The sequence below is a fragment of the Paenibacillus sp. Marseille-Q9583 genome (genome assembly GCF_976954365.1).
The window spans coordinates 41,944-62,145 of sequence record NZ_CDRJTB010000003.1 but is presented as its reverse complement, the minus strand read 5'-3'; the positions used below and the strand labels follow the sequence as shown (position 1 = coordinate 62,145).

The 20,202-nt window shown below is 42.5% G+C and carries 16 protein-coding genes and 1 pseudogene; 5 read left to right on the top strand and 12 right to left on the bottom strand.

Going from position 1 to position 20,202, the window contains the following annotated elements; all coding sequences use genetic code 11:
* Positions 1-5 precede the first annotated feature (5 nt).
* The 4 genes from ACWNM1_RS02865 (at position 6) to ACWNM1_RS02850 (ending at position 4,573) form a co-directional block, all read left to right on the top strand.
* Complete coding sequence (locus ACWNM1_RS02865) at positions 6-1,781, top strand: ABC transporter ATP-binding protein (RefSeq protein ID WP_449599726.1); 1,776 nt, start codon at positions 6-8, stop codon at positions 1,779-1,781.
* Positions 1,768-3,543, top strand: a complete 1,776-nt coding sequence (locus ACWNM1_RS02860) for an ABC transporter ATP-binding protein (RefSeq protein ID WP_449599725.1) — start codon at positions 1,768-1,770, stop codon at positions 3,541-3,543. The genes ACWNM1_RS02865 and ACWNM1_RS02860 overlap by 14 nt, the downstream gene beginning before the upstream one ends.
* 387 nt (positions 3,544-3,930) lie before the next feature.
* Entirely contained in the window at positions 3,931-4,173 is a 243-nt protein-coding gene (locus tag ACWNM1_RS02855) for a hypothetical protein (protein WP_449599723.1), read from the top strand.
* A gap of 1 nt (position 4,174) precedes the next feature.
* Positions 4,175-4,573 (top strand): retropepsin-like aspartic protease, encoded by a 399-nt coding sequence (locus ACWNM1_RS02850; protein ID WP_405175633.1) that lies wholly within the window; start codon positions 4,175-4,177, stop codon positions 4,571-4,573.
* A 123-nt stretch (positions 4,574-4,696) separates the two neighbouring features.
* Here the strand turns inward: ACWNM1_RS02850 and yaaA are convergent, their stop codons facing one another.
* The 8 genes from yaaA to ACWNM1_RS02810 all read right to left on the bottom strand — a co-directional run bounded on the left by yaaA (position 4,697) and on the right by ACWNM1_RS02810 (position 13,808).
* A complete protein-coding gene (gene yaaA, locus ACWNM1_RS02845) occupies positions 4,697-5,449 on the bottom strand; it encodes a peroxide stress protein YaaA (protein WP_449599720.1) in 753 nt (250 codons plus the stop codon).
* 103 nt (positions 5,450-5,552) lie between these two features.
* Positions 5,553-5,804, bottom strand: coding sequence for a hypothetical protein (locus ACWNM1_RS02840; RefSeq protein ID WP_449599718.1), 252 nt, complete (start codon positions 5,802-5,804; stop codon positions 5,553-5,555).
* A gap of 31 nt (positions 5,805-5,835) precedes the next feature.
* Positions 5,836-7,392 (bottom strand): glycosyltransferase family 39 protein, encoded by a 1,557-nt coding sequence (locus tag ACWNM1_RS02835; RefSeq protein ID WP_449599717.1) that lies wholly within the window; start codon positions 7,390-7,392, stop codon positions 5,836-5,838.
* A gap of 170 nt (positions 7,393-7,562) precedes the next feature.
* Entirely contained in the window at positions 7,563-8,435 is an 873-nt protein-coding gene (locus ACWNM1_RS02830; protein WP_449599715.1) for an aminoglycoside phosphotransferase family protein, read from the bottom strand.
* Positions 8,436-8,471: 36 nt separating this feature from the next.
* Positions 8,472-8,858, bottom strand: coding sequence for a VOC family protein (locus ACWNM1_RS02825; protein ID WP_449599713.1), 387 nt, complete (start codon positions 8,856-8,858; stop codon positions 8,472-8,474).
* A gap of 737 nt (positions 8,859-9,595) precedes the next feature.
* Complete coding sequence (locus ACWNM1_RS02820) at positions 9,596-10,501, bottom strand: GNAT family N-acetyltransferase (RefSeq protein WP_449599712.1); 906 nt, start codon at positions 10,499-10,501, stop codon at positions 9,596-9,598.
* A 112-nt stretch (positions 10,502-10,613) separates the two neighbouring features.
* A complete protein-coding gene (gnpA, locus tag ACWNM1_RS02815; protein ID WP_449599710.1) occupies positions 10,614-12,776 on the bottom strand; it encodes a 1,3-beta-galactosyl-N-acetylhexosamine phosphorylase in 2,163 nt (720 codons plus the stop codon).
* A 12-nt stretch (positions 12,777-12,788) separates the two neighbouring features.
* The gene (locus ACWNM1_RS02810; protein WP_449599708.1) at positions 12,789-13,808 is read right to left on the bottom strand and encodes a glycoside hydrolase family 88/105 protein; all 1,020 of its coding nucleotides are present in this window, start codon (positions 13,806-13,808) and stop codon (positions 12,789-12,791) included.
* A 445-nt stretch (positions 13,809-14,253) separates the two neighbouring features.
* Here ACWNM1_RS02810 and ACWNM1_RS02805 point away from each other — a divergent pair, with 445 nt between their 5' ends.
* Entirely contained in the window at positions 14,254-15,195 is a 942-nt protein-coding gene (locus ACWNM1_RS02805; protein WP_449599706.1) for an AraC family transcriptional regulator, read from the top strand.
* A 62-nt stretch (positions 15,196-15,257) separates the two neighbouring features.
* On the opposite strand, the gene ACWNM1_RS02800 is transcribed toward ACWNM1_RS02805, so the two are convergent.
* From ACWNM1_RS02800 to ACWNM1_RS02785, 4 genes and pseudogenes are all read right to left on the bottom strand, one after another.
* The gene (locus tag ACWNM1_RS02800; RefSeq protein ID WP_449599704.1) at positions 15,258-15,980 is read right to left on the bottom strand and encodes an MBL fold metallo-hydrolase; all 723 of its coding nucleotides are present in this window, start codon (positions 15,978-15,980) and stop codon (positions 15,258-15,260) included.
* Between the two features lie 207 nt (positions 15,981-16,187).
* Positions 16,188-18,107, bottom strand: coding sequence for a hypothetical protein (locus ACWNM1_RS02795; protein WP_449599702.1), 1,920 nt, complete (start codon positions 18,105-18,107; stop codon positions 16,188-16,190).
* Positions 18,108-18,473: 366 nt separating this feature from the next.
* Positions 18,474-18,563, bottom strand: a pseudogene (locus tag ACWNM1_RS02790) (winged helix-turn-helix transcriptional regulator); the annotation flags it as partial.
* A gap of 412 nt (positions 18,564-18,975) precedes the next feature.
* A complete protein-coding gene (locus ACWNM1_RS02785; protein ID WP_449599700.1) occupies positions 18,976-20,142 on the bottom strand; it encodes a DUF4317 domain-containing protein in 1,167 nt (388 codons plus the stop codon).
* Positions 20,143-20,202: the final 60 nt, after the last annotated feature.

Genomic DNA, 20,202 nt, shown 5'->3' with positions numbered 1-20,202 from the left:
ATCAGATGTTCGAACTGAAATGGCTATGGCAGAACTTAGAGGGCAACCGGACACGGTACATTCTAGCGCTCTGCCTCTCAGTAGTGGGTTCAAGTCTTACGATTGTAAACCCTTACATCAGTCAGCGCATTGTCGATACGTTTATAGCAGGTGACAATGCGCTGCAGAATCTTACACAAGAACGGCAATTATTGATTATGCTCTGCCTCGGCATGATTGGATTTTCTCTACTGCGCACAGGACTTGCTTATTTTACAACGATGCAGTACGAACAGTCCTCGCAAAACATGATGTACAACATCCGGATTTTTTTGTACAACAAGATTCAGGGACAGGACAGAGAATATTACGACCGTAACCGAACCGGCGATCTCATGACCAAGATGACCGGGGATCTGGACATGGTTCGGCACTCAATGGCATGGATTTTCAAAACGATCATAGAATCGCTAACGATCTTCATTGCTGCTGTTATCTATTTTTTCACCATAGATGCTCAGCTAACGCTGTGGATGCTAATCCTGTCACCGCCCATTTTTATCGTGGCTTACATATTCGCTAAACGCGTCCGTCCTATGTATATTGACCTGCGTGAGCGGTTGTCCCAGCTTAACACGACTACTCAGGAGAATATTTCAGGCAACCGTGTGGTTAAGGCTTTTGCCCGCGAAGAGTTCGAAGTTCAAAAATTTACCGAGAAGAATGTCAATTATTCTACAGCGAACAAAAAGGCCGCCCTTGTATGGCTTGATTACTTTCCTTTTCTGGAGTCCTTCGCTCAGGGCTTCAACGTCATTCTAATGCTGGCAGGTGGTTTGTTCCTGATGAACGGCCGGATCACCTTCGGTGAATTTACAGCTTTCTCTTCACTGATCTGGGCTATATCCAACCCTATGCGCAACATTGGTATTATTATCAACGACATTCAGCGCTTTTTTGCGAGCTTGTCCAAGATCATTGATATCTATTACGCAAAGCCTAATATCGTAAACGAGCATAAGTCTACTGACAAACGCCGTTACGAAGGTCGTATTGCGTTCGATCATGTCCGCTTCAAATATGACAGCGCTATCGTACTTGACGATGTTAGCTTTACCGTTGAACCTGGTGAAACCATAGCAATCATGGGCTCGACGGGATCAGGCAAAACAACAATCATCAACCTGATTCCTCGCTTCTATGACGTAGCCGAAGGACGTGTACTTGTCGACGGCGTTGATGTCCGAAAGCTGGAGCTCGATGAACTGCGCGATAATATCGGCATGGCGACCCAAGATGTGCTCTTGTTCTCTGATACTATCGATGGAAACATCGCCTATGGTGATCCTGATCTTCCGGAAGAAGATGCGATAAGCTTTGCCGAGCTCGCAGCCGCACACGACTTCATTACCAAAATGCCTGAAGGTTATGATACCGTTGTCGGAGAACGAGGAGTCGGTTTATCTGGAGGTCAAAAACAGCGTATCGCTTTAGCACGTGCTTTGGCAGTTCGCCGTCCGATCCTCATTCTGGATGATACGACCTCTGCTGTCGATCTTGAGACGGAGGAGCATATTCAGAAAAGTCTACGCGAGCTAGATTATCCTTGCACGAAGATTATTATCGCGCAGCGTGTATCTACGACCGCGCAGGCTGACCGTATTCTCATTCTGGATAACGGGAAGCTGGTTGAGGAAGGCACCCACGCCGAACTGCTAGCGAAACGGGGCTACTACTACGATGTGTTTAAACTGCAGAACGAGGGTATTGGAAGGCAGGTGACCGCAAGTGGCAAGGAATAAATTCGACGTCGATGAGAATCTGGAATCGCCGTTTAATATAAAACACTTCCGGCGTGCGATGGTATACATCAAACGAAAGAAAACGCCAATGATTGTTGCATTTATACTCAGTGCACTTTCAGCGGCCATTTCACTATCAGCTCCACTGATCATGCAGCATGTGATCGACGTGACCATTCCGGCAAAAGCGAAGCTTGCGCTACTGGGCTGGGCTGGACTGATGCTTCTGACCATTGTAGTCAGCGTTTATCTGGCTACCATTCGTTCACGTATCATGACGAGTGTTGGGCAGGATATTATTTTTGATATCCGTACAGATTTGTTTAAGCATCTGCAAGAGCTGCCCTTCAAGTATTATGACGACCGTCCGCAGGGCAAGATTCTCATCCGGGTCGTAAACTACGTTAACGCCGTTTCAGATGTGTTATCTAACGGTATTATCAACTTTATTCTAGAAATCGTGAATTTGCTCTTTATCGCAGCCTTCATGTTCGCTGTTGACGTACGTCTATCATTTGTCATCCTTGCAGGGCTGCCCGTATTCTTTGTCATCATGATGCTGATCAAAACTCGGCAACGCCGGGCTTGGCAAGCAGTATCCAATAAAAGCTCCAACCTGAACGCCTATTTGCAAGAAAGTATCAGCGGTATTGGTGTGACGCAAATGTTCTCCCGGGAACAACGCAACGAAGGAATCTTCACACGTCTCGCGGGTAGTTTCCGTACAGAATGGATGAAGGCTCAACGTTACAACTTACTTATTCCGTTCTCCGTAGACAACTTGTCGACGATCGTTACTTCATTGATTTTCCTTGTAGGCCTACTAACACTGAGCCCACAAGACATGACCCTCGGTGTCATTCTGGCAATGAGCAGCTACGCTGCCCGCTTCTGGCAGCCGATTCTGAATCTTTCGAACCTCTACAATAACTTCATCAACGCCGTTGCCTATCTTGAGCGTATCTTCGAGACGTTGGATGAACCCGTTACCGTCAGTGATATTCCAGATGCGAAGACACTAAGACCTGTAGAGGGTCATGTCACTTTCGACGATGTGACCTTTGCCTATGACCCGGGACTCAATATTCTGGAGAATATCTCCTTTAAGATCAAAGCGGGAGAAAGCATCGCTCTAGTGGGACCAACAGGTGCAGGCAAAACTACGGTCGTCAATCTGATCTCGCGCTTCTATAATATTTCAAGCGGTAAGATTCTTATCGACGATCAGGATATCTCGCAGGTTACGCTGAAGTCCCTGCGCAGCCAGATGGGAATTATGCTGCAGGACAGCTTCATCTTCTCCGGTACGATCTTGGACAATATTCGTTACGGCAAACTCGATGCCACCGAGGAAGAAGTGATCGCTGCGGCGAAAGCCGTGTGCGCCGACGAATTCATCCGTGAATTCGATCAAGGCTACCTGACAGAGGTCAATGAGCGTGGCTCCAAGCTGTCTCAGGGACAGCGGCAGCTCATCTCGTTCGCAAGAACGCTTTTGGCTGATCCGAGAATTCTCATATTAGATGAAGCCACTTCATCGATCGATGCGAAGACTGAGCGTTTGCTGCAAAAAGGTCTGAATGAGCTCCTTAAAGGACGTACCTCATTCATTATCGCGCACCGCCTGTCCACCGTAAAAAACTGCGACCGCATTATGTATGTGTCTAACAATGGCATCGCAGAAAGCGGCTCACATGATGAGCTTATTGCACAAAAGGGTCTTTACCACCGCCTTTATACAGCACAGAAGATGGAAGCTTAATTGAATAAACACAAAAAAGCTCAGGCCGAATTGTAGCCTGAGCTTTTTTGCATAGGTACAATGTACTTTGATTTCAACGTTTAGAAAGTTACCCATTCCGGGATTTTAAGCCAAAAATCCGACGCCTGACCTCAGAGGTCTGCAAAATCTCACTTGTAATCTTAACCTAGTCCCCTCAATCTTGTTAAGGACAATATTAGCAAATTCATGGTAATATTAGGGTCTTAAGATGAATACTTTGGATAAGCGTTAATATTGCTTTTGGAAGCTATGTATAGTTCTTAAATCCAGATTATATATTCTATCTGCTTACCTTTCAGGTTCACTCCCAGATTACAATAGGTTATAATTATATAAAGCAAGAATAATTACAAGGGTGTGATAAAGATGCAATGGCAAGAGGTTCGGTCAATTTATCCCGATCAATATGTGCTGCTCGAAATTTTAGATTCTCATACCCAAGATAACATACAGTTCATAAATGATGTTGCTCTAGTGCGTGCCATTCAAGACCCCGATGAGGCTACCCGCCTATTATTAAACTGCAAGAATAACAATATTGTTTATCATACCGGACAAGAGAATATCACCGTCGAACTGAGAAATCATCCTCTGTATAGGAGTAGATAAGATGAAAATTGAGTTCATGCACGACTTAATTCAGACATCGATGACGATTGACTACAAAGGAAGTTCCTTAAGAATAGACAATTTAGTCATTGATACAGGTGCTGCTCACTCTCTACTGTCGTCAGACATTGTCTCTGAACTAGGCATCAGATTCGAAAATGGCGATAAACTTGTCCGTAGCTTTGGAATTGGCGGCGATGAATATACGTTTCAAAAAACTGTTGATCAAATCCAAATCGGTGAATTGATCATGAAGGATATCCCCATCGATTTTGGTGTTTTCCATGAAGGTATCAATTACATCAACGGTCTTATCGGACTGGATATTCTAAAAAGCGGAAAAATGGTTATTGATCTAAATCAGATGGAAATGTACCCTGCAGAATCCAGTCACAGATAGAATCGAGAAGGATCAAAAATACATTTGATCCATATCATTCTCCAAAATATCCTCAAAGCACTCTATCTTCTTACAAACAAGATTATTTAACCACCTTCAAGATTACCCGTAGTACTACTTACTCTAGTCATTCTTTTTTTGTATAAACACATACGTACTCTCATCCGATAGCTCATCAGCAAAGCTGAAATCAAACCCGTCGAAGCCTTTGATATCCTCCACACAGGTGATTTGCCGCTCAGCCATGAAGCGTACCATTTCACCTCTGGCCATCTTGACCAGGGTCGCTCTCTCAACGATCTTTCCGCCGATTTCCTGCCCGAATATACAGCTAATCATTCGAACGTTTCCGCCAACATACGGGGAGATGCACTTGCTGTATTCCTTAGAGGCCAGATTCAGAATGATATCAGTCTCCGAAAATAGCTGATCTGCAAGCTTCCTGTTCCAGAACTCATAGATAGACTTGAAACCTGGTCCGCTAAGCTTAGCCTGCATCTCCAGCCTGTAAGGAACAACACCGTCAAACGGCCGGACGATTCCATAGAACCCAGACAATATCCGTAAATGCTGCTGAAGATATTCCAACTCCTCCATTTGAAGTACCCCAGGTGCCATGTACTGGTACTGGATACCCTCATAAGAAAAGATAGCCGGTGTAAGATTCCGTGTTACATCCATATCCCGAATCCGCTCCACATTCAGCGTGGCGATGGCATCATTGCATTTCCATAGTGATTTGGCTTCTTCATAATTCAACTTTTGTAATAAGGCCAGAAGAGTCTGTGACTCGCTTATGAATTGCGGCATCTGGCGGCAATCCAAGAAATCCGTGTCCATCTTCATCTTCTTGGCAGGCGATATAATGATTCTCATGTTGCTCCCTTTTCTCTTTTCTTACCCCCGCGGGGAATTTAAATGTAATCTTATCCTATCACACTTAATCTTCGTAGGCTTGGGGCAAGTTCATGAAATTTGTTCACTGTCGCCCACTTTGCCCGCTAACTCCTCCATCTGTACCTTGGCTGCCGTTTCTTCTTGTCCCACCATTTATGCCGGGAGAGCTACCTCCATCTTTACCCCGACCACCGTTAAAGCCCTGTCCCCCGTTCGCCCTTGAACCAGAATCTGTACTTGATATCTTCTGAGCGGTGATGGCGTCACAGGAGATAAGCACCATGGAACAACTAAGCACTACTATGAGCAAAGTGAGATATCGCTTGATCCGCATCTTTGAACCCCCTCTTTCCGAGCAAACATGGTCAACGTGGAAAATATCTTTTTAACATATAATCATATACATCTTTAAAACCCATGTAGGATAACACGATCAGTAGCGGATATACCGGGTAAATATATCGAGACTTAATCTCCCATAGTAGATAAAATCCGATAAAGCCCAGCACCACAAGAATCAAAGAGGTCTCTTCAAATCTTTTGGCTCTTATTCCACTGATTAAGCGAACGAGTATAAAAACATACATCAGAAAATTCAGGACATACAGCAACCACAGTAGCCCGCTTCGGTAGCTCGAATCCCCCTTAAATAGATCCGTAGCAGCATTAGTGTAGCTATAACGGTCCATGACAAAGCCCATTCTTCCACCGTTACTGGATGATCCATCATTCCCAAGTCCATATCGTTCCATCTGGTATGTTCCTTCTGTCCAGGTCCAAACGATTTTTTTATAATACATTTTCACTACATCGCTTAGGCTCGCCTCGGAGAGTTTATGGCTGATTTCCTCTTTAAATAGCTGCGTACTTTCTGTCTTATTATAATTGGCATCCTGCTGATAGATCGTATAGCTCTGCCAGTTATCCCAGAATCCAAACGTCTCCAGATTGATCCCCATATTGAGCCACATATAGACCGGTGCGGAATTTTCGTTAATTGGTTCATCTACGACATTCGTCGCCTGCAGCACAGCATTTTGGGTCCAACCTGGAACATTAAACAATAAAGCCGTAATAAACAACGCGCTTAGAGCCTTTTTCACCCCGATCGCACGCAAGTTGAACAAAAGACTGACTACCACAGCAATCAAAAAAATAACACCGATACTTCGGAAATAGTTCCCGACTGCCAGGAAGATGGCTGCGAAGACAATATCCTTTAAGGACTTTCTTTTGATAAATTTCACGGCAAAATATAAAGCACTTGTCAGAAAGGCAGTCGCGATCACATCGTTATAAATTAAATTACTCATAAACAAAGAAGGGATATAGGTAGAGGCAAACACGAGAATGCCATAATCATGATCCTCAGACTTACCCTTGAGCTCTTTATACAGCAGGTAAATCATTAACGAGGTTAAGAGTGTAAATAGAATATTGAATACTTTGATTACTAAGTAATTATCCAGAAATAGCTGTAGCAATGTCTTTAAGTACACAACAATTGAGAAATTAAACGGGAACATATGCAGATAACCTGTCTTGTCAAAAGATGAATAATCATTCCTGTACAGCATATCAAGTGCCAATGAAAGCACCGTTTGCGAATCATCCGTCGGTAAGCGAGGAAACAGAAAAATGATCACGAGCTGAATGGCAAAAGAACATAGCAATATGGCTGGAATGACGATTTTCCAACTGCACTGATTAAGCTTCAGGCATATTTTATACAAAATAACGCTTAACGCCAGCACCACCACAATCCCTAGAATAAAAAGGCCGAGCTGTTGCTTCTCCAAAACTGGCGTGTCCCCATATACGAAATAATTATATTTCGCGCGGATAAAAAAGGAGGAAGCGATAAACAGTCCTATGAAGCATGCCAGTATGAGATACAATATTTTTTGAATTACCCTTACCATGGAAAACCTCCTTTTCACAGTCGAAGTCTATACAAGCACATCCCCCGATTCATAAAAAGCATTATAAACACCCAAACTGAATATTGAATGAAAGTAGCGAACAAACGTAAATAGACCGCCCTCCATGCAAAGGGTTGCGGTCTGTAATGTAATTCTTTTTAAGATGGAGTTCATTTAAACCCTTGGAAATCCAAATTTTTCAGGAATTGATTACTTCCTAGTATGCTCTTCACCCTCTTCGTTACATTAGGCCCTTTAGGTGTACTGCCTCGTCTATTCAGTAAGATCCATCTAAGACAAGCCCATGCTTCGAACACCTCAAGCTCTTCCTGCTCCATAAAATTCTCCAATAGATAAGCAGAACGGAACATATCAGCGTAACGGTCGGAGATGTGGATTTTCAGCAGAATAAGTGACCATGCAAAATCATATCTAGGGTCTCCCAACTGGCCGTTCGTCCAATCGATGACGGTAAATCGCTGTTGTTCCTCTACTATATTTCCTAAATGAAAATCTCCATGAATGATACGATCTTGTTTCATAGGAGTTTGTTCCACTAATGAAATAAGTGCATGATTAAGGTCTGCGTACTCTCTTGCTTCTGGAAAAAAGTAGTCGATGAAATCGTACTTAGGTAGTTGTATATGTTCCAGCTCAGCGATATCTATTTGATGAATTCTGGCTAAAATGCTCGCGAGCTCCTTCATTGTCTTATTATTCACTTTATGAATTGGCGTTCCGTCAAAGCTTGTTAACAACACCTTATTCCCGTCCGGATTGATTCCCCAACCCACTGGTTTAGAGACGGCTACCCCTCGTTCGGACAGGACATCCAATAAACGATATTGAAACTGAATATCTGGTTTGGAGCTCTTACTCCATGTTTTCAAGACATAGCTTTCCCGATCTAGATTGATCTTTAGAACCTCAGCTTCAAAGCCATCATCCATCGGATGCGTGGTTAAGCTGGCTTCATGATAGAGTAGCTCATCCATGATTTCATGGTGTTCAAGCCAGTTTACATTAGTTATAGGGGTTCTCAAAATTGTCCCTCCTTCCGCTCGGTTGTTTGTCAGATCCTATTCTTCCGGAATGCCCGCTACGATCTCAAGCAAATTGCCTTCGGGGTCAGCTACAACAGCTTCACGCAACCCATAGAGCTGCGAGATAGGTTCTTTTATAGGAGTTGCACCTGCCTTTATCAGACGCTCAAATTCCTTGTCTACCTCTTCAGGTGAGGGAACACCAAATGAGACTTCCATGGTCCCATTCAACCCATTAGGATAACCTAGCCCTGAAATACTCAGCGCATCCCGCTGACACAAATTAAAAAACACACCACTCTTTAGCTGGACCCCGGTAAATACGCCGCCATCCCATTCTATAGCTATATTCATGACGTCCCGATAGAATGTAACCATCTTTTCCATGTCTTTTACAATCAAAGTGATAGCACCGATTTCCATGAAATCCACCCACTCTTCTAAATTATTCCTTTTATGATCGTAGATATAGTAGCATAGGCGGTAAAATAATGAAATGAACTATACAATAATAAAAAGCTCTGTAGAAACTCTACAGAGCACTCTCAGCTTAATCTTAAATGTTCCACCTATGTCACTGAATAAAATGCTAATCCGATACTAGAAAAGATAAGCAAAAGTATGGTAATAAATACTGCAGATCCTATATACTTATTCTTTCTAGACTTACCCGTAATTGATATTCCTCTTTTTCCAATAAGAGAATATAAAATGAATCCCAATATGGGAGTCGTCGCAATCATTAAGAATACCCAAATCCAAGGATTTATTCCTCGATACAAACAATCGTTGTAGAGCCATAGACATGATAGCGTTATAGTCAATAAAGCAAATACAACCACTAATACAACTAATGGAATCATAACGTTCTCCCTCCTTTCCTATTTGATTTAGAATAACAATGATTTTCCAGATTCATATATGTCTATATCTAGCTCTATGTTTTGATACAAACCTTCACTATCCATAATAATCTTCTCTAACTTGGAACTATGTAATTGCTCGTCGTCACAAATACAGATTCTAATCATTCCTCTAAACTCCCTTTTTAAATAAACATATTATTTTGAAAATAATACCTTATTAGTAATAATTCAATAAAGAAGATCAGTAGACCTTGTAAATAAAAAAGACGACCGAAGTCGTCTAGTAAATGCTTATTAAACTATTTCATAGCCAACGGTAAATCTTGAACTGTACAATTCATAACCGATCTGAGTATATAGCCTAATAGCTTTCTTATTATCTCCATGCGTACCCAAAGTGGCCATTGTTTTTCCCTGCTGCTTTAGATAGTCCAGTGCAGTGCAGATGATTTTACGAGCAACACCCTTTTTCTGCCATTCAGGAATGACGAATACATTCTCCGTTGCACTCCTCTCGTCGGTGATTCTCCAGGTTGAGGTGTTGCCAATCAATTGATCGCCATGAAACGCGCAGAAATTAACGATTTCGGGCGATTCCTGCATCCATCCCAAATGGTTCAGACTCCACGCCACACCGTCAAAGGAAGCGAGTTCAGCTTGACGATATTGTCCCTGAGCTTCACTATTGTTCAGTGCAGTTGGCTTCACCAGAACCCCTTCTGGTAAAGGATACTCAGGAATCTCTCTACTTAGGTCAAATTTAAACACGACAATCGTATCGTAAATCGTAAATCCACGCGCTAGACAGAAGCTCAACTCTTCGAGATCATCTGTGTCGAGATAATGAGCCATGATAATGCGCTTCTCTTGATACCCAGCTTTAATTTCTCTGGCCCGTCCGATTAATGCTTCAATCAGTGCTGCTTTGATACCTTCATCCTCGGCGTTCTCTGCAAATATAATTTCGTAATTAAGATATCGTTTGAAGTTTGGGTCTTCATCATGTCCAACCGCATGAAAAGTATCATGCTCCATCAGATGAGCAACGGCCAGAACCTCTCCGTCGACACTCACTGCACAGAACATATTTCGCTTATCCAGATCTCTATGGTACAGATATAGCATTTTCAGAACAAAGTCCATGCTTTCAATTTGCTCCGCATCTTCATTCTTCGGATTTCGGATTACAAAGTCCCTCATGAATAAACATCGTCTCCAATCTTTTATGGCGCTGCAAATCATTTCTTAGTTAAATAATGGATGAGGCAGGCCATGCTCAGCAAGGGAGAGTTTAGTTATAGTCATTGTTGTGCTAATCCCCAATCGTTCTAATCATCGTGTCATACGGATCTAATTCAAAGGTTTGTTCTCCATAATCCGTATCAATCGTAGTTTTTTGAACCTGATCGCTATTGTTAATGACCACGAGGGTTTTACTTTCTGGATAATAAGCGCACTCTGTATATAAGTTGTTCGTAATGTACTTTGTCTCAGTGAACTCATTACCTGCAAAACGAATCAAATTCATCAGCAATCTTGTATTCTCAAAGCTGAAGGTGAAAGAAGGCAGGTAGATCCCCTTTCCTTTACCGAAAGCATGGGTGGACAGTGTTATTAGACCATCCGTTTCACTCACAACCGTCGCTGATCCATCGGTAAGATAAAGGTTATTTTTTGGTGTTATGCTAGCCCCAATAGGCATTAAACCAAGCTCATCCTTCACTTCATATATCCATTTTCTATGCGCTACTCTGGAGCCTGTATCCTCATCTACACCAAGCACATGTGCCATTCTGAAAAAGCTGTCATACCCTTCAAGCGCCGAAGGCTGATTCACACCTATAAAAGTACCGCCCCCATAAACCCACTCTGTCAGTAGATCCACACACTTGCTGTCACTCCAGTGTTCTCCACCACTCCATGCTGAACCAGCCGATCCGGCATTGATCACTACATCACAATCTTTTAAAATCCCCTGACGGATATCCTCAAAATCAATGAACTGTACTTCGATCGGTAATCCCGATAAAGCCTCGTTAATATGAATCAAATCATGCATATACGTTTCATGGAAGTGCCCTGACAAGGTCCAAGATCTCAATTTACCCCAAGCGTGTAGAATGGCTACCTTCGTCTTCATATGATACGGTTTGCCTTTATGATGCAGCTCTTTAATTACTCTGAACTCATCCGCAATCTTTTCGATATAATCACAAAAATCCGGATAAGGCTCTACAAGATGCAAATATCCACCCAATCCAATTCGATCTATAGGCTCTCTGAGTAGAGCACGCCGAATATTGATCCAATATTTTTTGGCATCTAGTGTAGGGTTCCCTCCCTCCATAAAGGTAGGCAGACCACCTAAACCAACCGGAAACAAGTAGGGATGCAGCCGAATCTCATGGGTATCTACTTTTACACCTGAACACATTCTTGCCTCGAACCCTGAGAACACACATTTAATCATCCCGTCAAAGCCAAACGCCTCGAAACGATCATTGTAAGGCTCCATGCCAACCCAACTGTCATCATAGAAGACATATGCCAGCTTGTCGTGCCCATGCACAATATCAATTAGTTTCTTACTAAATTCGATGACAAAATCATTGATAAATGCCATCCAGTCCAGCTTGCGCTGCTGCGGCGGGATATGACTGACACGATATTTTCCACCATTCACAAAATCCTCGGCCGTGAGCGAATACCCATATTTCCGAGCAAACAGATCAAGCGCTCTTGAGCTTACCGTAAAATCATAAGAACCCCAGTCCGAGAACAAATGGCGATTGCGCTCATTGCTGCCCCAGATCCAGGAAAAATTATAGAATAGGGACGTAAACCGAACCACCGTTGTTTCCTTATGCTTAAGACACCAGTCTTCCATCCAATGGAGCAAATATTTTTGCGTTTCTACATAGATGGGGTCAATCTGCATCAGATGCTCTTTTTCCCAGTGATTCGTGGTGTGATTGTACATGGAGATCTCTTCCCAAATCCGGTAGACCATGAAGCTGACCGTATATTTATGCCAAGGTGCAATACCAGTAATGACCACATTTCCTGATTCCCGTTCATAATTCCACTGTTCTCTTGGAACCTCTTCACCAGTAGTTCGGTCAAAAACCTGCCAGTACTTAAACGCCTCTTTGGAATCATTTACTCGGAATTGCTCAGCGAAAAAATCTTCCATCAAATAGATGGATAAATAATCTTCGACCGTTACCTTCGGATTAGTTATTAAAAAACTCTGCTGCAGTTTATCTGAATTCTGGGACGCCCATTCGTTATGATCTCTGATGATGCAGATTGTAGAATAAATGCCGTATCCTGCGTTGATAATCTCATCGGACAACTGTGTGCCGTCACTGTCACGGATGACATCGGCACCCCAACGTTCAGCTAATTCTAAGGTCAGTGCCTCATAACCGGATTCGCCCGGTAGTGTAAAGGCCCCCGTTGTTTGCTTAGACAACTTGGATCCCTCCTATTTAAGCATATCGGATAGAAAAGAGAGTGCTAAGCCTTGACCCCAGCCTTGAATCCAGTCTTTTGGAATATTGCGATAGCCTTCCCGGTCCTTCATGACCGCTGTTCCGCCCGATACTCCCAGTACTCGTCCATCCTCGCTGATATTGCTTAGGACACCATTCAGGGCCTTTTGCACATATTTGGTATGCAGCGGATTGCCGTTATTGATCATTGCAGCCGCTATCCCGCAAGAGGCAGATACTTCTTCATAAGACTCTTCGTCATCAAGCACTGTCCGCCACAGGCCGTTCTCCGTTTGTACAAGCTTGAGTGCTGCCAGTTGATCGCGCAGCGAACACTCCACGTCCATACACGCCGGATATAAATACCATTCTTTCAAAAGCTTTTTGACTTGCGACATGGTATATGCGCCCCAAGCATTTGCTCTGCCCCAATATAGTCCGGACATATGATCCTGCTTCACATTATTGTAGCCATGGTACCAGAGGCCGCTGCTAGGGTCTTGCAGGTATTTGATATGCCAGTAATATTGACTCAGGGCATCCTGGATCATTTCCTGATCGTTTAATTTACTTCCCACTCTGAGTAGAAAAAATGCCGCCATAAACAATGTATCCGCCCACGCTTGTTCTGGAAAATCATTAGAGACGGATACGGTATGCTGCAGCACCTGATCTCCGAATCTGAGCGCATGGTTCTGCAGATAATCCACCTTGCTCATTACAATATCCCAATATTTCTGGTTCCCTGTTTCTTCATACAAGGTAATCAGCATATGGCCCATGGCACAGGTGTTTACCGTCCAGTCTGGCAGGCCCAACTCGATATATTCATCTGCCCACTCGACAAGCATATCCAAATACTCTTTATTACCAGTCGTTTTATAGGCTCTGGCTACCCCATAATAAGCCACACCACAGGGCCAGTCCCATGTTAAATCCATCGTCATTGTTTTTCTAACCACTTTGTCGATAACGCTTAGAATCTCTTCTCTGTCATAAGTTAATTGAAGCATCTTGATTCTCCTCTCTTTCGCACACGCCCCTATTGGCGCTGAGAGCTGTCGTTCCTATGTAAACGCTTTACTAATTCTATTGTAAGGAGTAAAATGGTCTGATTCTAAGCATATTCATAACTAAACTGTGCAATTTCAACCATTAAGAGTACAGGGTCAGTCGCAATTCCGGGGAATGTTGGACTTCCGGCCGCTGTTGTCGTAAGAATTTCTTGATTTGTACCGCTATTAGCGGTTGAAATCCGGAGACTGTTTATGCTTCCGAAGTGAGCTTTCCTATGGAAAGCTTTCAGGCGGACGCTGACGCTCCTACAGTTCCAAAATTCCCCTCCACCGCTTCTTTCCCTTTCCTCAAGTTGTAAAGTACATCTATATTGTTGAACTTGAAATCACTTTCACCTATAATCTACTCAACCTACGTAACAAGAACGGGAGTATTGAGATTATGCCCAGAAAAAAGAAACCCGTCATCGAATACCGCCACTACAGCTTGCCGATAAACTTTCCTATTTTACTGTTAAGCGGTGAACGTTGGAAGATTTCCGATATTAAAAGCGAGCATCTCCATTTTCATAACCATTTAGAGATTGGTATCTGTCATTCGGATAGCGGCATCATGGAGATCAAGGGTGAATCTGTGCCTTTTAAAGCCGGAGATGTGACCTTCATCCCTAGATATCTTCCTCATACCACGTATAGTTCGCCAAATGAAGCTAGTCTTTGGTCATATATCTTTTTTTCGCCAGAGGAGCTCTTTCAGCATTCATTCAAAAGCGCTTATAGTGACTTCGAGCCAAATTTGTGGGCGATCGAGGGAATGAATTGTATTTTGAACAAGGAGGAACATCCCAAGGTTTATACACTTGCGACATCGATTGTAGAGGAATTGAAGCACAAAAATCCTTACTATCAGGAAAGCGCCTACGGCTTATTATTATCCCTTTATATAGAGCTGCTTAGAATTCATTCCCGGAATGCACCCTTAACAGAGCAAGAAATAGAGCATAATCTGAAAGGCGATTTTGTCATCTCTCCGGTTCTGGAGTACATCACCAAACACTATATGATGCCGATTACCATCAATGACCTGGCTGATCTGTGCCACCTAAGTACCACTCATTTTCGCAGAAAATTCCATGAGATCATGGGGACCGCACCTCTCGATTTCCTAAACAGCACCCGCATTGAAGAGGCCTGCAAGCAGTTAAAAAGCACGGATGCTTCCATCCTCTCCATCTCTGAACAAGTTGGCTTTCAGTCCATTTCCAGCTTCAACCGATGTTTCTCCAAGCTTATGGGTGAGTCTCCCAAACAATGGCGTAAAGACGCACATTCCGAAGCCCAATCTGCAAAAGCATCTATACTTACGTTTACGGGGTGGGTATAGGGACAGGAGAACATAAAGACGCTCCAAGAAACGATTCCTAGGCGTCTTCTTACGTTGCCGATTTACTTCACTTCACAAAATCTACTTAACACATGAATGATTTGTTCCTTGCTCATAGGGGCGTCGTGTCCTGGGATATACGTAGTGAATGAAAGAGTTGTTAAAAACTCAACATATTCCTTCATTTTTATGGGGTCAATCTTACCTTCTCCATGATAATAATCTCCACTATGTGCATCACCTGCAAGTAAAACTCCTGCTTCCTTTACATATACAACGCAAGAATCTGCTTCATGCGGGCCTCCTACCTTTAGAATTTGACAAGTGATGCCCCCTAAATCCAACGTTAAACAATCCTCGAAAATAATCGATCCTGTGCTGACCGAAATCTTATCGAACGTATCATATTCTTTTTTCATACAGTTATAGGCGAATTCTATTTCTTCTTTTGTCTCTAAGCGTTTTACAACCGATGCTTCATCCCAATCCCACGCCTTCAATCGCTTTAGTACCTCATTCGTTGCTGAAGATACTATGGCTTCCCCTTCAAAAGCATGCATACCAAAGGTATGATCCCAATGCCAATGCGTAATCAAAGCATATTTAGGACGTGGTAGATCGTTATCATCCAAGCACTTTATAAAGGTATCAAAATGCGATTTTGAATTGCCGCAATCAATCATAATTGAAAAGTTGTCACCTACAACATATCCCAAAACAGGTCTGTCTGTTTCTCTAACATTTTCTGAGTAATAAATAGATTCATTTATTTTTTTCAGTTCCATAAGTGTTTTCTCTCCTTTAGAACAATGGGTCATTTGGTAACTTAATAATGGATCCGGATAGCTTATTGAGCAAGGGAGAGTTTAGTTATAGGCGTTCTCACCAAGTACACAAGTCTATTCAACTCAAAAATCAAAAGAGAGTCCCACCGATAACCACTTTTCATGGCTACCGGGAGACTCCCTCACAATTAGGTTCTTGCTATTTGATTATTTAGATTTCTTTACAGTTGTCGATTTAACTTGGAATGCTCCGTTTTTGTAAGCAAGTACAGAGGTTTCTACGCCTTTAACTACGGAAGTAGCACTACCATGAATTGTTTTTGTGGCAACAATCTCGTAGACTCCGTTTTTATCTACATCCGAAGCCTTCATTGTATTGTAGAGCGAACGTTTGCCATTCACTTTCACGTACTCGTTAAGAAGAACTTTCACACCACTATCTTTGAAGGATACTACGTAAGCATTGGTGCTGCCGCTGTTACCGCCAGAGTATACAGTAATCATGACATCTTTTGATTTATCTCCGTTGAAATCGCCAACGAATTTGATTTTTGGCTGGTAACCTTCGAAGCCTTTGATATTACTGTTAATCACTTTTTTAGTTTTACCTTCTAGAACGACGATGTTGATATCTGTAATCAGATCACCATTAGCGGCATCCTTGTTACCAATCAGTAAGACGTTATCCGCAACTCCATTACCCGTTACATCCATTGTTTGTTTTGCTAGCAGAATTGTTTTTGCTGTTGTTGGAATTCCCTTAAGCTCAAAGCGTTTACCAACGGTGAAATCACTTGTTGTAGTTGTAGCTGGTGTAGTCGCTGGCTTGCTATCGGATTTAATGGTTTCTGTCTTAACAGCCTTGAAAGCACCATCTTTGAAAGTAAATGTTGTTTTTTCCTCACCTAGAACTATAGCTTCAGCATCACCGCGAATTTTTCTAGTACCTACTAGATCATACACACCATCTTTATTAGGATCTACTTGTTCTAAAGTGTTGAAAAATGCTGGTTTACCATCCACAACAGGCTTTACACTCAAAAGTGGTTGTACTTTATCACCTGCGAAAGACAATATGTAGGCATCTGTCGTACCGTTGTTACCACCGGAGAATGCTGTAAACATGACATCATTTGCTTTGTCCCCGTTGAAATCACCGATCCATTGAATGTCTGGTTTAAAGCCCTCGAAACCGCTGATTTTTGCATCTTTGACTGTGTTTGTTTTGCCATCGACAACAACCAGGTTGAGGTTGCTTACATAACCAAGCTCATCTGCTTTATCACCGAGCAGGTAGATTTTATCTTCGACACCGTCTTTATTAACATCGTTAACTTGTTTTCTGATAAGAACGGTTTTATCTGATGTCTTAACACCTTGCAATGCAAAAGGCTGTCCAACCGTCAGCTCACCTAGTGCAGGTTGCTTATAGGGGTCTTCTTTGGTAGTTTCTGTTTTGCTAACTTGGAATTCGCCGTTTTTGTAAGCGAACCATACTTTTTCATAACCTTTTACCTGGGCATTAGTATCGCCATAGAGGGTTCTGATTCCAAGTAGCTCACTTACACCATCATTCTCTAAGTCAACCGCTTCTAATGTTTTGAACAATGCCCGCTCACCTTTGATCTTCAAGTCCCCATCCAGAATAATGGAAGGTGTTTCGTTCTTAAAGGTTACGATTCTAGCATTAGTAGACCCTTTGTTACCACCTGAGTAAGCGGTAATCATCACATCAAGTGCATGGTCATTATTGAAATCACTCACATAGCTGATTTTCACGTTCAAACCACCAAAGTCTTTAATCCCTGCATTTAACACTTTGTTTGTTTTGCCGTTTAGAACGATGAGATTAATGTTGTCGAAATCAGGAGATTCATTTTTGTCACCGATGAGATATAAAGTGTCCTTCGTGCCATCCAAATCAAGATCAACCGAGCTTGTTGCTATCAATACTGTATTGGCGTTCGTTTTAACACCAGCTAGTGTAAATTTTTGTCCAACTTGATTAGTGGATGGTGCTACGGTTGAACTGGTTGGCGTTGCGACAGGATTGGCCATGGCTTGGGATGAGAAAGATGCGACTACTGCTACACATAATGCAACGGATAATGTTTTCTTCATTTTCATTGTATTTCCTCCGATGGTTTATAAAGGTTGGTGTCAAATACAGCCTCATCATTATAATCCGAGAAACATAGGACAGAGTGACGGTAAGGTAACATTATCCTATTGAAATAAGACAATAACTAAATAAAATATCCAATACAGAAGAGCACTAGGTGCTGAAAAATGAAAATTTATTTGAAGTAGAGTGGTTGGGACACTATAAGGAAACGCTTTCATCTTCTGTTCTCAAGGGTTTTGAATAATCCTACTTTTTTTTAATCCTTTGATAACAATTCTGTAAAACACTTTGATCCAAAAAAGTGATTCAACTATTCCTGCTGGTCAGCACCTTTTGTGAAATGCCCTGAATATTACGCTGTAATTCACACCGGATATCAATAAGCAAATGATCATAGCTTTCCACTTTCCGCCGATGATTTCTAGTGTTGCCTCTATCCCTAGATTATATTGTTTCATAGAATTACACCTCGTTCATGCTGATCTGGTACAGTTATCCGCCGCTATTGAAAAAATGGTTTGACGAAGTGTTGGCTTACGGATGAGCTTACGGATGAGCTTATGGATCGAACGGTGCCAAGCATGTAGGGGCAGAAGCCCTACCGTTTTTTGCTGTCTTTGGAGCTTCATTCCAAGCCAGCGATGAAGAAATTAATACTAGCGCAAAAGAATAGATCAACTATATCTTTAATCACCGTATTTGATACAAACAAGCTAAAATGCTTCAGCGTCTATTCAAGGACGATAAGTGTTTATGCGAGAATGATAAGGATAAAGTATATCGTGAAACTTACACTCTCTTATAATTTAAAAAACGGGCTATCCCTAGTCTTGTTCAAAGACTTCAAGGATAGCCCGCTATTAAAAGAGTCTAAAGCGTCTCTGTAGTAAGTGTGAACCCTTCGATCACGGCATCTTCGTCGACCTCGATCAAGATGCAGCGTCTCCCATGATAATTTACCTGTTTCACATATTTTAAATCCTGTGGGCTGACCGAAATCGTAGCTACCTTTGTTTCGATTTTTATCGATTTTGTGGTGAATTTCGGCATCACGCTACTTGCCTTCATCTCATAGTGCTTATCGTCGACGATGGTTTCAAACGCACGTTCCACTTTTTCCATCGTCACATCTTCAACGCCGCTTACCTTCAGTACGCGTTCCACATCTCTATAATCGAGCTTCGGAGGTTCTTCCTTATCATCGTTGGTTTCGATGACCTGGTGGATTTCCTCGTACAGCTGAGCAATGATGGTCGCGTCAAGTTGTTCGCCCGCCACTTCCTTCACGATGTCTTCAAATATAGCTCTCTCTTCCAGTGCCGTCACGGATCTTTCAGCATTCAAGACCTGCTCGATGAAATGCGGATCTGGAAAGTTCGATTTTCCCGTACAATACAGAATGCGGTTCACATCGGAATAATTGTCCGTCACGCTCGGGTAAAAGAAGCCCTGCTCCGGCGTACTTAACTTAACAATCGGATCAACAATGACGTTGTACTTGAATTCTCTTTCCACATAATCAAATAAGAGAGCTTTCCGTTGCTTCTCCGTGGAATTCACGCTGCATAGAATAAACGGATGCGCGAACATTTCGTTTTTCTCACTTTCTTCGGCTTCATCATTTCTATCTTTAGTCGGGCGATAATACTGTCCACGAACGAAAGTGATCACCGTATCGCGTTCATAATGGGTATCCGCCATCATTCTGTCCACGAGCAGCAGCATCAGGTCCTGCCATTCATCTGGATCCCCTGTCACCAAAGCTTGATGAAGCATCACCTGCGCTGGCTCCTCCACTTCCGCCTGAAACTTCAACTCAAACAACTTCTGGTCCATTTCGCCGGTCATGAGTTTTTTGAAATTGCCCATGTACAGCTCCTGCTTCTCTCTGTCCACCATTCCAAACGGCAGGCGCTCCCAATGATAGATCTCATTGCTTTCCTTCATAATATACACGTTGAGAATATCGTAAATACTCATCATATCGTGATCCAGCTTAAATTGCTTGCGTATATGCGCGACTTCTTTCTTTATCATGATTCGTTAGACAACTCCTAGGAAGATAAATTGGTCTTTTCAGTATAAAGGATAAAAAAA